This window comes from Myxococcota bacterium (assembly GCA_039030075.1).
Classification (GTDB): Bacteria; Myxococcota_A; UBA9160; order UBA9160; family SMWR01; genus JAHEJV01.
In genome coordinates this window covers 13,003-26,039 of sequence record JBCCEW010000035.1, presented here as the reverse complement: position 1 = coordinate 26,039, position 13,037 = coordinate 13,003, and the positions used below count along the sequence as shown (strand labels likewise).

The 13,037-nt window shown below is 69.3% G+C and carries 13 protein-coding genes; 5 read left to right on the top strand and 8 right to left on the bottom strand.

Annotated features, from left to right (window positions below):
• Position 1: 1 nt before the first annotated feature.
• Genes pgsW through pgsB form a run of 3 tightly spaced genes read right to left on the bottom strand, consistent with a single transcriptional unit; the run spans position 2 to position 2,792 of the window.
• Entirely contained in the window at positions 2-1,141 is a 1,140-nt protein-coding gene (pgsW, locus tag AAF430_24500) for a poly-gamma-glutamate system protein (GenBank protein ID MEM7413415.1), read from the bottom strand.
• Entirely contained in the window at positions 1,141-1,590 is a 450-nt protein-coding gene (gene pgsC / locus AAF430_24495; GenBank protein ID MEM7413414.1) for a poly-gamma-glutamate biosynthesis protein PgsC, read from the bottom strand. Before pgsC ends, pgsW begins: the two co-directional genes overlap by 1 nt.
• Positions 1,587-2,792, bottom strand: coding sequence for a poly-gamma-glutamate synthase PgsB (gene pgsB, locus AAF430_24490; GenBank protein ID MEM7413413.1), 1,206 nt, complete (start codon positions 2,790-2,792; stop codon positions 1,587-1,589). The genes pgsC and pgsB overlap by 4 nt, the downstream gene beginning before the upstream one ends.
• 71 nt (positions 2,793-2,863) lie before the next feature.
• Between pgsB and AAF430_24485 the strand changes: the two genes are divergently transcribed.
• Positions 2,864-6,259, top strand: a complete 3,396-nt coding sequence (locus AAF430_24485; protein MEM7413412.1) for a mechanosensitive ion channel domain-containing protein — start codon at positions 2,864-2,866, stop codon at positions 6,257-6,259.
• Between the two features lie 11 nt (positions 6,260-6,270).
• Here the strand turns inward: AAF430_24485 and AAF430_24480 are convergent, their stop codons facing one another.
• Entirely contained in the window at positions 6,271-6,882 is a 612-nt protein-coding gene (locus tag AAF430_24480; protein ID MEM7413411.1) for a class I SAM-dependent methyltransferase, read from the bottom strand.
• 166 nt (positions 6,883-7,048) lie between these two features.
• Here AAF430_24480 and AAF430_24475 point away from each other — a divergent pair, with 166 nt between their 5' ends.
• The 4 genes from AAF430_24475 to AAF430_24460 are packed head-to-tail and all read left to right on the top strand — an operon-like array spanning position 7,049 to position 8,703.
• Positions 7,049-7,498, top strand: a complete 450-nt coding sequence (locus AAF430_24475; GenBank protein ID MEM7413410.1) for a VOC family protein — start codon at positions 7,049-7,051, stop codon at positions 7,496-7,498.
• Positions 7,495-7,830: a metalloregulator ArsR/SmtB family transcription factor gene (locus AAF430_24470; GenBank protein ID MEM7413409.1), complete on the top strand. Its 336-nt coding sequence runs from the start codon at positions 7,495-7,497 to the stop codon at positions 7,828-7,830. The genes AAF430_24475 and AAF430_24470 overlap by 4 nt, the downstream gene beginning before the upstream one ends.
• Entirely contained in the window at positions 7,827-8,303 is a 477-nt protein-coding gene (locus AAF430_24465) for an SRPBCC domain-containing protein (protein ID MEM7413408.1), read from the top strand. The genes AAF430_24470 and AAF430_24465 overlap by 4 nt, the downstream gene beginning before the upstream one ends.
• Before the next feature lie 10 nt (positions 8,304-8,313).
• Positions 8,314-8,703, top strand: coding sequence for a cupin domain-containing protein (locus AAF430_24460; GenBank protein ID MEM7413407.1), 390 nt, complete (start codon positions 8,314-8,316; stop codon positions 8,701-8,703).
• 13 nt (positions 8,704-8,716) lie between these two features.
• Here the strand turns inward: AAF430_24460 and AAF430_24455 are convergent, their stop codons facing one another.
• The 4 genes from AAF430_24455 to AAF430_24440 all read right to left on the bottom strand — a co-directional run bounded on the left by AAF430_24455 (position 8,717) and on the right by AAF430_24440 (position 13,030).
• Complete coding sequence (locus tag AAF430_24455) at positions 8,717-10,015, bottom strand: acyl-CoA dehydrogenase family protein (GenBank protein MEM7413406.1); 1,299 nt, start codon at positions 10,013-10,015, stop codon at positions 8,717-8,719.
• A 75-nt stretch (positions 10,016-10,090) separates the two neighbouring features.
• Complete coding sequence (locus AAF430_24450; GenBank protein MEM7413405.1) at positions 10,091-11,107, bottom strand: glutathione S-transferase family protein; 1,017 nt, start codon at positions 11,105-11,107, stop codon at positions 10,091-10,093.
• 13 nt (positions 11,108-11,120) lie between these two features.
• Positions 11,121-11,990, bottom strand: a complete 870-nt coding sequence (locus AAF430_24445) for a fumarylacetoacetate hydrolase family protein (protein ID MEM7413404.1) — start codon at positions 11,988-11,990, stop codon at positions 11,121-11,123.
• 125 nt (positions 11,991-12,115) lie between these two features.
• Complete coding sequence (locus tag AAF430_24440; GenBank protein MEM7413403.1) at positions 12,116-13,030, bottom strand: MBL fold metallo-hydrolase; 915 nt, start codon at positions 13,028-13,030, stop codon at positions 12,116-12,118.
• Between the last annotated feature and the right edge of the window lie 7 nt (positions 13,031-13,037).

Here is a 13,037-nt window from a genome sequence, read left to right as displayed (position 1 = left end):
GCTACACCATGCGCTCGAGCTTCGACCCTCCGCCGCCGCCCAGCTCGACCAGGCGTGCGCCCCAGTCGAGCCGCAGCAGGGCGAAGCTCGCCGCGAGCAGGCCGACGACCAGTGCGCCGACGAGGCGACGGTCGTGGGTGCGCTTCTCGAAGACCGCGCCCTCGCCGACCCGGGGCGCCGACTCGGGTTCGACGGGCAGCCCGTAGCTCTCGGCCAGCGGCACGACCTTCGAGAGGTTGATGACGGGAATCGTGTCGTTCAGGAAGCGCATCATCACGCTGTCGATGTGGGTGCCGCGGGGATGGGGGCGCAGGTTGACCCCGGCCCGATACAGGCGCTTCACCGACTTCGGGCCGATCGAGACGAGCGAGCCGCCGACGTTGATGTAGGCGGCGAAGCGACGGCCCTCGGCGCGGGTGTCGTAGAGCTCCATGCGCTGGTCGATGCTCGTCTGCTCGGTGTCGACATCGATGAAGGCGACGTCGTTGCGGTCGATCGCCGCGCGCAGCTGGCGTCGACCGCGGTCCTGCATGCCGAGGGCCTGGTCGCGGGTACCGCCCAGCGAGGCGGCGACCGAACGGGTGCGGGTGATCTCGGCCGCGGCCAGGAGCCGTTCCATGTCGAGCCAGGTCAGGCCCGGCAGATTCGCGCCGAAGCTCGACGCCCCCGCGCTCGAGATGGCGACGGCTTCGAGGCCCATCTCTTCGACCGCGACATAGGCGGCGAGGTTGAGCGCGGGGAACGATCCCGACACCCCGATCGCCACCGCATCGCCGGGTTCGACGCCGGCGCGTCGGAGCAGATCGATCATCGCCGCCGCCCAGTTCGGGTTGGCCGTCGTGCGCTTCGCGGCGAGGGATCCCGCGTTCGTCGTGGTGGACGAGCTCGCGACCCCGATCATGCCCGAGCCCGTCGGGTCGAGGGCGGCGTCGACCGGCGCGACGCGGCGCACGCGGTGATTGCGCAGCAGCTCCATGCCGCGCTCCATCCGCTGGGCGGCCGCGCGCTTGATCTCGAAGTCGGGCTCGACGCGCACCTGCTGGAATCGCTCGGCGGCGAACAACGCTCCGGCCGCGATCACCGCGACCAGGACGTGTACGACGCGGGAGACGTGGGCTTGGCGCCAGTAGAGCCGCTGCACTACGCCACCCCGAGGACTAGCAGGCCCAGCAAGCGGGTGAACACGCTGGCGGTGATGGCCGAGGCCAGGGTGACGACGACCCCCTGGCGATCCATCCAGATCGCGAGCAGGCCTGGGATCACGTAGCCGATGACGTCGACCTCGAAGGGACCCACCGGCGTTCCGACCCCGAGCGCGCCCCGGACCAGGCTGGCGATGGCAAAGCCCGTCAGGATCGAGAGCACGGTGCGGCGCCGGCCGTAGACGATCGCGATGGTCGCCCAGACGCGCACGGCGAAGAAGGTCAGCAGCGCGACGCCGAGGGTCAGCCCGATCTGGACCGGATCGAAGATCGAGAGCGCGAGATAGCCCGGGACGATGATGCCGCCGGGCGCCACGCCGAACGCTTCCGAGTAGAGCAGGCTGACCACGAGGCCGATCGCGATGACGCCGATCTCGACTTCGCTCATGCGGCCTGCTCCGCGTCGGTCAGGGTGGCGCGCCGCTGGAAGTAGCGGTGGAGGTCGAGCCCGATCCCCGCGATGTTTCCGGCGCCGACCACCAGCGCGTGCCGGCCTGCGACCCCCAGGATCTCCTCGAAGACGTCGGCCGCGCCCTCGCCTTCGAGGGGTGTGAGTCGAGTCGCCGGGAGCCCGGCACCGACGGCCGTGCGTGCCAGCGCGTAGGTGCCCGAGCCGACCAGGAAGTAGTGGTCGGCAAGGGGCCAGGCGGGAAGCGCCTCGCCGAGCTGGCGCGAACGGTCGGGTCGGTCGAGGCGACAGTTGAGCACCATGACGCGCGTGTCGGGATCCGGATGCCGCGCGAGGGCCAGGCGCCAGACGCGTTCAGTCGCGATCGGGTCGTTCGCCGCGAAGCCGTTCACGAACTGGAGGCGCCGGCCGAAGAACCGCACCTCGGCTTCGCGCAGGGCACCGACATCGGGCTCCGCCTGGGCCATGCCCGCGAGCGCGACTTCCCGATCGACGCCGAGCTGCTCGCACACGGCCAACGTGAGCGCGACGTTCTCGCGGTGTTCGATGTAGTCGAAGCGGGCCATCTCGGCGTCGCTGAGGGTGTTCACCTCGGCGTCTCCGATGCCGACGAACTCGCTGCCGCGATCGCGGCAGGCTGCCTCGAAGAGCGCGCGGTGCTCGCGTTCCGCGCTGAACAGAACACCGCCCACCGGCGTCGTGCCCGCGAGTGCCAGGGCGACATCGCGGTCGGTCGGGCCCATCACATCGAGGTGGTCGGGCCAGGCGTTGCAGATCACGCCGTGGGTGGCGCGCACGATCTCGAGCTCGCACAGGGACTGGAGCGCGGGCTGGAGCGCCATGCACTCGATCACCAGCACGTCGGCGTTCTCGCGTGCGGCGAGTCCCAGGATGCGCAGCTGCTCGATCACGTTGGTGAGTCCCGGCCGATGCACGGGAAGCTCGGTGCCGTCCGGAGTGATCAGGCGCGGCAGCGAGCCGGTCGTCTTCGCGAACACGCGACGGCCGTCGGCGCGCAGGGCGGCCGCGAGCAGCCGCACCACCGAGGACTTTCCCCGCGTTCCGTTCACGTGAATCCGGACGGGGAGGGCAGAGCGGTGTCGGTGCAGGCGCGCGCGCTCCACGACGCCCAGGCCGATCAGGAGCACGAGCAAAGCGCCGATCGCGAACGGAAGGGCCACGAGCGGATGCTCGCGGAAGCCGTCGCCGGTCACAACCCGCGCGACGCGGGGCTTGGATACACTGCGCCCCGGTGATCGCCCATCGACTCCTCCATTTCGCGGCCGCACTCGTGGTCGGCCTACTCTTCGCGGGGGCGCCGGCCCACACCCAGGAAGTGGCGATCCCGGGGACGGGCAGCGACGACGCCGAGGCGCAGGACGTGCAAGCGTCGCTCGAGGCGCTGCAGAAGCAGGCGGATCGGCTGCGGACGCGTCTCGCCGAATGGCAAGCGCGCGGCGACGAGTTCGAGCGGGCCTATCAGAATGCGCCCACGCGGCTGGCGGAGATCAAGGCGGAGATCGCCGCGCTCGAAGCCCGATCGACACCCGAGCCAGCGTCGTCCACGACGGCTGCCGAGCTCGAAGTCGAAGTGCTGTCGGCCGAGCAGGACCTGGCCCTCGCCCAGCGCGAGGTGGCCGATCTCGAAGCCGAACAAGATCGGCGCTCCGAGCGGCGACGACAGCTCCCCGAGCTGCTCGCGGAGGCGAAGGCGCGACTCGCCGCCCTCGCCGAGTCCGCACCCCAGGTCGTCCCCGATGACGAAGCCGTCGCGGAGGTGCAGACGCAGGTCGGGATGCTCCGAAAGCAGGCGCTCGAAGCCGAGGTGCGTGCCCACGAGTTCGAGCTGCTCGGCTATGAGGCACGCGGAGAATGGCTCGAGGCGAGCCTGGCGCGCGCCACGCTGCGGGCGAAGAGCGGCGAGGCCTCGCTCGAAGCGCTGCGCAGCGCGCTCATCGAGAAGCGCGAGGGCGAAGCCACACGCGATGCCGAAGAGGCGCTCGCCTCGCTCGAGGCCGTCGCCTCCCTCGATCCGGCCGTCCAGGACGCGGTGCGCCAGCTCGCACAGGAAAACGCCGACCTCGCCCAGGGCCGCACGGGCGAGCAGGGCCTGCTGCAGAAGATCGACTCGGTTTCGCGGAAGCTCACGCGCGCCGACCAACGGGTGAGCGCGGTCGAGGCCGACTTCCAGCGGCTGACCTACAAGGTCGAGTCGAGTGGCCTGACGGATTCGGTGGGCCTCCTGCTGCGCAAGACGCGCTCGGAAGTGCCGGATGTGGGCAAGTACCGGCGCTTCATCCGCATGCGCCAGGGCCAGATCTCGGAGGTCGAGGCGCGGCAAGACGAGCTGCGCGAAGAACTCGCCGGGCTGAAAGACATCGACGGGATCGTCGAGGCGAACCTCGCGCGCTTCGGCGAAGCCCTCTCGGAGCCGGAGCGCGAGCGTCTCGCGGCGGTGCTGCGCGACCTCTTGCAGACGAAGCGCAAGCATCTCGGCGCGCTGCTCGGCGACTACGAGGACTACTTCCAGAAGCTGGTCGACTTCGACGCGCGACAGCAGGAGCTGATCGACAAGACGACCGAGCTCTTGCGCTTCATCGATCAGCGCATCCTGTGGGTGCCGAGCGGGGGCTCGATGCACCCGGGCCTGTTCGGCGATGCCATCGATGGCATCGCCTGGTTGGTGACGCCGCGTTTCTGGGGTCAGCTGGTGCGCGCGCTGTTCGCCTTCGGCCGCGAGGCGTGGTTCGGGAATGCGCTGTTCGCGCTGCTCCTGGCGCTGGCTCACCCGATCGTGCGGCGACGCGTGAAGCCGCGGCTCGCGGCGGCGGCCGAGGTGGCGCGTCCGCCCACCTGCGTCGAGTTCCGGCCCAGTCTCGAAGCCCTGTTCCTCTCCTTGCTCGCGTCTCCCTGGATCCCCCTCCTGCTGGGGTTCGTCGGCTGGCGTCTCAGCACTTCCCCCGACGCCACCCAGTACGTGCGCAGCTTCGCTCACGGTCTGCTGGGCGCGGCGCTGATCTGGGGGACGTTGGAGGTGCCGCGTCAGCTCCTGCGCAGCGACGGGTTGGCCGTGGCCCACTTCGGCTGGCCCGAGGCGAGCGTGCGCGCGCTGCGTCGCTGGCTCGGCTGGATCGCGCTGGTGGCCGTGCCCCTGGTGTTCGTGATCCAGGTCTTCGAGATGCGGGCCGAAGACGCCTGGCGCGAGTCGGTCGGTCGCATCGCGCTGGTCGCGCTGTTGCTGTTGATGGCGTGCTTCACCCATCTGATGCTGCGCGAAGGTGGCGGGCTGCGCGCGATTCTGAAGGCCACGCCGTGGATCCGGCCCGAGCACGGTTGGTGGCGCGCCCTCCACTTCGCCGCGGTCCTCGTGCCGATCGCGCTGATCGTCGCCGCCGTGCGTGGCTACTACTGGACCGCTCTCCAGCTGGCCGGCAGCTACCACCTCACGCTCTTCTTCCTGCTGCTACTGCTCTTCGCGTTCCAGCTCTCCTTGCGCTGGTCGCTCCTGGCGCGGCGCCGGATCGCGTTCCGTCAGTTCCGCGAAGCCCAGGAGGCCGAGCGCGCGAAGGCGACCGAGCCCGAGCTCACCGGCGAACGCGTGGCGATTCCCGAACCCCAGCTCGATCTGGCCGAAGTCGACGCCCAGACGGGGCGACTGCTCGCGACGTCCGCGGTCGTCACGATGTTCTTCGGGCTGTGGTTCCTGTGGGTCGACCTCGTGCCCGCGTTCGGCGTCCTGGATGGCGTCGAGCTGTGGTCGACGACCGAGACGGTGACCGTCGAATCGACGGACCCGGATGGGAAGCGGATCTTCGAGACCGAAGACCGCGTGGTGCCGGTCACCGTGGCGAGCCTCGTGCTCGCCGTCCTGATCGCGTTCATGACTCTGGTGTTGGTGCGCAACCTGCCGGGGCTGCTCGAAATTTCGATCTTCCGGCGGCTCGGGACCCAGCCGGGCGAGCGCTATGCGTACGCCACGATCGCGAAGTACGCCCTCAGCGTCGTCGGCGGCGTGCTCGCCTTCAACGCGATCGGCGTGGGCTGGTCGAACGTCCAGTGGCTGGTGGCGGCGGTCGGCCTCGGCCTCGGCTTCGGCTTGCAGGAAATCTTCGCGAACTTCATCTCCGGATTGATCATCCTCTTCGAGCGTCCGATCCGCGTGGGCGACACCGTCACCGTCGGCAACATCAGCGGGACCGTCACCAAGATCCGGATCCGCGCGACGTGGATCACCAGCTTCGACCGCAAGGAGCTCGTGGTGCCGAACAAGGAGTTCGTCACCACCCAGCTCGTGAACTGGTCCCTCAGCGACCCGATCCTGCGCGTCGACATCCCGGTGGGCATCGCGTACGGCTCCGATACCGAGCTGGCCATTCGCGAGCTCCACGCCGTCGCCGTCGCGAACGAACACGTGCTCACCGAGCCGCGTCCCGAGGTGGTCTTCAAGGGCTTCGGCGAGAGCAGCCTCGACCTCGAGCTACGCGTCTTCAGCCCGGACATCGATCACCGGATCCCGATCCTCCACGCCCTGCACCTGGCGATCGACCGCGCCTTCCGCGCGGCCCGGATCGAGATCGCCTTCCCCCAGCGCGATCTCCACCTGCGCAGCGTGCCGCCGGGCGTGACCGTGGAGCCGGACGAGGCCTGAACCCGCGCGGGCTACGACCTGGTCGCGATGCCCCGGTACATCTGCGCGAGGATCCCGGGACCCTTCGCGCGGAATCGGTCGAGCCGGCTCAACTCGAAGCCGCTGCCCTCGACGATGCGATCGATCGGCCGATTGATGTTGCAGCCGTCGGTCATGCGCTTCCACAGCGGGTTCACGCGATTCTGCCAGCGCGCGGTCGACGGGTTCTCCGCCGTTCCGTGCTCGATGAAGACGTAGCGACCGCCGGGCTTCAGGACGCGACGCATCTCGGTGAGCGCGGCCGGGGCATCGGGGATCGAGCAGAGCGTCCAGGTCGTGATCACGCAGTCGAAGCGTCCCGCGTCGAAGGGCAGGCCGCCGTCGGCCGCCAACGGGTGACGCTCGACCGGGAAGGGCGCGGCGGCGATGCGCGACTCGACCGCGGGCAGCCCCTCGGTGACGAGGGGATCGACCCCCGTCACCGACTTCACGTCCGGCGGGTAGAGGTCGAGGTTGAGCCCGGTGCCGAAGCCCACCTCGAGGACATCGCCGCTGGCGACGGCCACCGTCTCGGGACGCATGTCGTTCATGAAGCGCATCGTCCAGTCCTGGATGCGCGGCTTCAGGAAATCGCGAAGGCCCATGATTCGTTCCTCGGGAGATGGCGCGCTCTGCGGAGGGCCGGACGCCGATCCCTCCGCGCTCGCAGTCTATCGCGCGCCGGCACGGTCGAGATCGTGCTTGTTTTTATTTAACGAAAGAGTTAATTAAAGAGAAACGGCCCGTGCCCCCCGGCGAAGAGGAGACCCCATGGCCCAGAACCCCGTCCGCACGCCCCAGACCATCGTCCCCTACCTCACGTACCAGGACGCCCCCGCCGCGATCGAGTTCCTCTGCAAGGCCCTCGGCTTCGAGGAGGCCTATCGCCTCGAGATGGGCGACGGCAAGATCGGCCACGCCCAGCTCGACTTCGCTGGCAATCAGGTGATGCTCGCTTCCTGCTATCCGGAGCTGGGGTTGCAGTCACCCCAGGATCTGGATGGCGTGCACTGCCAGGTGCACATCGATGTCGACGACGTGGACGCCCACTGCGCCCACGCGAAGTCCCAGGGCGCCACGATTGCGATGGAGCCGACCGATCAACCGCACGGCGATCGCATGTACCGCGTCGTCGATCCGGAAGGACACCGCTGGATCTTCAGTACGCGTTTGCGCGAGATGACGCCCGAAGAGATCCGCAAGGCCTACGAGGGCGCATGAGCCAGGCCGCGCTCGACGAAACCCTCGCGGCGCTGGCCGATCCGACGCGCCGTCGCGTGGTCGAGCTGCTGCAGCGGCGTCCCCGCCGCGCAGGCGAGCTGGTGGCGGAGTTCGACGTGAGCGGACCCGCCATCAGTCGCCACCTGCGCATCTTGAAGGAGGGCGGACTCGTGGCCGAGGACCGCAGCCCTGACGACGCGCGCTGTCGCGTCTACCGCCTCCTTCCGAAACCCTTCCGCGACCTGCAGGCGTGGCTCTCCGAGGTCGAGTCGTTCTGGACCGACCAGCTGGCCTCCTTCAAGGAACACGCCGAGAAGCGGAGCCGCTCGTGAGCGGCGCGTCGACGGATGCCGTCGAGGTCAGCACGACGCTCGCCGTGGCGCCGGACCTCGCGTTCCGATTGTTCACGGAGGAGGTGGACCTCTGGTGGAAAGGCGGGCCGCGCTTCCGGTGGTACCCCGAGCGCGGCGGCACGCTGCGCTTCGAGCCCGGCGTGGGTGGTCGCTTCCTCGAGGACTACGGCGACGACGCGTTCGAGGTCGGGCGCGTCCGGGTCTGGGAACCGGCCACGCGGCTCGTCTTCGACTTTCGAGCACGGAACTTCAGCCCGGATCAGTCGACCGAGGTCGACGTGACCTTCGAGGCGGTCGGAGAGGGTTGCCGGGTCACCGTCGTGCACAGCGGCTGGGACGCGATCGCCGCCGACCACCCGGCGCGCCACGGTATGGACGCCGCCTCCTTCGATGCGATGATGGGCCTGTGGTGGGCCGACCTCTTGAACGCCGCGCGCAAACGCGCCGCCTAGGAGAACCGCGATGACCACGAAGATCGAACCCCTGGATCTCGAGACCACCTACCTCGGCCTCGCCCAGAGCTCCGAGGTGCGCGTGGTGCCGGTGGGCCCCGATTTCTGGGAGACGATTCACGAGAACGAGGCGATCGGCCCGCGGATGGTCGGGATCTTCCCTTTCTCGAGCAGCTGGGACAGCTGGGAAGTGCACCCGGCGGGCGACGAGGTGGTGGCCGTGCTCGCCGGCGCGGGCGACATGCTCGTCGAGGTCGACGGCGAGGAGGTGCGCGTACCCCTGCGCGCCGGGCAGACCGTCGTCGTGCCCAGAGGCGTCTGGCACACCCTCGACGTCCACGAGCCCGGCAAGAGCCTGCACATCACCTGGGGCGAGCGCACCGAGCACCGCCCGCGCTGACGTAAGGCGGCCTCTAGAGGTTGCCGATCTCGCGTTCGAGGAACTCGGCGAAGCGCTCGCGCGCCGCGGCCCGGCGCGTCGGCAGGTGGGCGCTCGGCCAGAGCCCGTCGACGGCCTTGTGATCCCGCAGCACCTGACGCGCGATCGTCGTCTTGTGCACCTCAGTCGGGCCGTCGGCGATGCCCATCACTTCGGCGGACATCAGCATGCGCGCGAAGGGCATCTCGTTCGAGACCCCGAGCGCGCCGTGCAGGTGCATCGCGCGCTGCGCGACCTCGCGGTAGACCTTCGGCATCGCCACCTTCACCGCGGCGATGTCCTTGCGCACCTTCTTGTAGTCCTTGTAGCGATCGATCATCCAGGCGGTTCGCAGCACGAGCAGCTTGAACTGCTCGATCTCGATCCAGCTGTCGGCGATCTGCTCCTGCACGACACCGAGCGACGCGAGCTTGCCGCCCCGGACTTCTCGCGAGAGCGCGCGCTCACACATCATGTCGAAGGCGCGCTGGAGCTGTCCCACCGTGCGCATGGCGTGGTGGATGCGGCCGCCGCCGAGCCGGGTCTGGGCGATCACGAACGCCGAACCCGGCTTCCCGAGGAGGTGGTCCTCGGGGATCCGGACGTTCTCGTACCGCATGTAGCCGTGGCTGGCTTCCTCTTCGGGTTCGGTGCCGACGCCGACGTTGCGCACCAGGTTCACGCCGGGCAGGTCCGTCGGCACGATGAACATGCTCATGCCCTCGTAGGGCGAGACGTCCGGGTCCGACACGGCCATCACGATCAGGAAGCTGGCGTAGCGGGCGTTGGACGAGAACCACTTCTCGCCGTTGAGCACCCAGTGATCGCCATCCTTCTCCGCGCGCGTGACGAACAGGGTCGGGTCGGCGCCGGCGTGGGGCTCGGTCATCGAGTAACAGGACGAGATCTCGCCGTCGAGGAGCGGTTGCAGGAAGCGCTTCTTCTGCTCGTCGCTGCCGTAGTGGGCGAGGATCTCGGCGTTTCCCGAGTCGGGGGCCTGACAGCCGAACACCGACGGCGCCCAGAGGGAGCGACCCAGGATCTCGTTCATCAGCCCCAGCTTCAGCTGGCCGAAGCCCGGGCCGCCGAGTTCCTCCCCGAGGTGGCAGGCCCACAAGCCGCGCTCCTTCACGTGCTCCTGCAGGGGCTTCACGAGGGCGAGGGCGCGCTTGTCGCTCTTGTCGTAGGGGTCGCCGAGCACCAGGTCGAGGGGCTCGACCTCGTCGCGGACGAACGCATCCATCCACTCGAGCTCGCGTTGGAATTCCGGTTCGGTCTCGAAGTCCCAGGCCATCGGCGCCTCCTCGTTGGGCGACCAGGGTCCGCCACGACGCCGGGAAACGCAATCGACGATTCGGTCACGCGCGCCTTAGCGCGGAGTGCGGCAGGGTGCTTCGAGGGCCTCGCGCAGGACCGGGTCGGCTTCCTTCGCGGCGCGCAGGCGCGCGATGCCGCGAGTGATCGTCGGGTGGCCGTGTTCGGTGATCGCTTCGGCGTAGCTCTTGCGTTCCCGGACCCGGTCCCAGTACGCGCGGCAGCGCGGGCGCGATTCGAGAAAGACGTGGAGCGCGTCGCCCTCGACGAGACGCTCGAAGATCACGATCCAGCTCACGTCGGCGAGGGTGAAGGCGTCGCCGAGAATCCAGGGGCCGCCGCTCTCGGCCAGCTGGTCCTCGAGGGCGTCGAGGTGCCGCTGCATGTGGTGGGCGCAGCGCCCGAGGACCGCCGTGACGGGGGGCAGGCGATGGAAGTACGAGAGTCCCGCCGCCTTCAACACCAGGAAGATCAGCGGACGCAGCTTGAGCCGGTGGAAGAGCAGGCCTTCGCCGATCCGCCAGACCGGGATCTGGTCGATCATCGCTGCGAAGAGCGGCACGGTGAGGCCCGGCACGGCGTTCCCCGCGGAGAGGTCGGCGGCGGCGATCGGGTCGTCGCCGGTGAGCGAGGCGCGGTCGACCCAGCGGTCCATCGCGCGTCGCTCCTGCGGATCGCTCGGAACCAGCGGTACGGCTCCCGCCGGCGCGTGCTCGGCCGCGTAGCGCAGGATGTCGTGGGACTCGTAGATCGGGTGCCCCCGGTGCACGAGCACGGGCAAGATGCCGGCCGGGTTCACGCGCAGGAAGCGCCGCCCGATGTTCTCGTAGGCGCCGGTCTCGATCAGGTCGATCGGGTGACCGCGGTAGGCGATCCCCAGCTCGGCGAGGCACAGCCGGACCTTCTTCGAACAGAGCGAGAGCGCGTTGTGATAGAGCTCGAACTCGGCCTCGTAGGGCAGGGCGATGTCCGGGTGCAGGCCGCCGGGCATCGCGTGGGTCACCCGCTGGCGTCGCTCCCACAGGTAGGCACCGACGAGGGCGACGAGTCCGAGCCCGAGGGCGGTCAGCAAGGCAAGGACCCGTTCACAGGACGACGGTGTCCGCGGGCTCTTCGATCACCGCGTTCTCGATCGTCCCGATGCCTTCGATCTCGATGCGCACGACGTCGCCGGCGACCAGCCACTTCGGCGGCTTCATGGCCACGCCGACGCCGCCCGGCGTGCCGGTGACGATGACGTCCCCGGGCTCCAGCGTGAAGGCCGTGCTCAGGTGCTCGACGAGGTCGAAGCAGTCGTAGATGAGTTCCTTGGTGTTCGAGTGCTGGCGCACTTCTCCGTTCACCGTCGTCTTGATCTCGTGTCCGGCCGGAGTGCCGCCGATCTCGTCGGCGGTCACCAGCGCCGGGCCCAGCGGACAGTGGGTGTCGAAGGACTTCCCCATCGTCATGGTGGGAACGCGGATCTGCCAATCGCGCACCGACACGTCGTTCGCGACGCAGTAACCCGCGATCACCTCGTGGGCGCGGTTCTTCGGCACGTGGCGACAGCGCCGCCCGATCACGATCGCGAGCTCACCCTCGTAGTCGAGGCACTCGGAAGCGCGCGGCAGGTGGAAAGGATCGAAGGGGCCGGTGATCGAGGTCGCCTGCTTGTTGAAGATCACCGGGTGCTTCGGGGTCTCCATCCCGGTCTCGGCGACGTGGTCGGCGTAGTTCAGCCCCACCGCCAGGATCTTCGGCGGACGCAGGACGGGCGACGCGAGGGTCACGTCGTCCAGCGCGAGGCGCGGCCCGTCGGCACGGCCCGCATCGTCGAGGGCTGCGGAGCCGGCTTCGAGCAGCGCGATCATCTCGGTGGGCAGGCGGGGAGCGGCCGCTGCGAGATCGACGATCTCTTCGCCTTCGAGCCGTCCGAGCCGGGGCGTACCGCCTTGCCGAAAGGTCACCAGTCGCATGGGAGTCCTCCTCGCGTGGCGCCGTGCGCCCCGGATTTTGATTTATCCAATTGTATAAACCGGCTCGGGGCGCACGTCAAGCGGCCCGCTGGGGCACCCGGCCCGACGGGGTCGCGGCCGAGGGTCTAGGCGGCCTGGAAGCGGCCGTCTCCGCAGTCGCGGGCCTCGCCGCGGGCGAGCATGCGCGCGACGTGGAGCTCGGCACTCCGCCGCTCGACCGAACTCACGAACGGGGCCTCGACGTGGGGCCGGTAGACGAAGCGGCGGTCCGCCATGTCGTCGAGGGTTCGCGGTTGCGAGAGGAACCCGAGCATCTCGGTGTGGCGCCGATCGATCACCGCGTGGAAGCGGTCCAGCATCTCGACGAAGGTTTCGCGTCCTTCGATGATTCCCTTCTGGTGGAAGGTGACGTAGAAGCGCGCGTCCTCGTCGCGCACCCGACGGAGGCTCTCCTCGAAGTCCTCGAGATCGCTCCAGGCGTCGCCGTAGTACGGGCCGAAGCCGGTGAGGTCGATGTCCGAGAGGAAGAAGACGTCGTCCGAGATCCGGAAGCCGCTGTGGCCCCGGGTATGTCCCGGCAGGTGCACGGCCTCGACGGCGAGGCCGCCGAGCTCGAAGACGTGCCCGTCGGAGAATCCCTCGGCGTCGGGTCGCGGCGTGAAGTGGAACTCCTCGAGGATCATGCGCTCGAAGGCGCGGGCCGCGCCGACATCGCGAATGCCGTAGACCGCCATCAGGCCCTCGGTGCTCTGGGCGCCCGGGAGGTCGGCGTCGTGGATGTGCACCCGCGCATCGGGGAACAGCCCGTTGCCCGGCATGTGGTCCTCGTGGGCGTGGCTGTTCAGCACCGCGTCGACGCGCAACGCCGGTACGCCTCCGCGCGCGACGACATCGACGGACGGATCGATCACGATGGTCTCGCTCGACCCGCGCACGAGCACGCTGTTGCCCGAGGGATAGCCGCCGCTGCGGTTCCCCACGAGCACGCTCACCCGATCGGTGAGCCGTCGCTCGGCCTCTCCCCAATCGACCTCGGGCATCGACGCG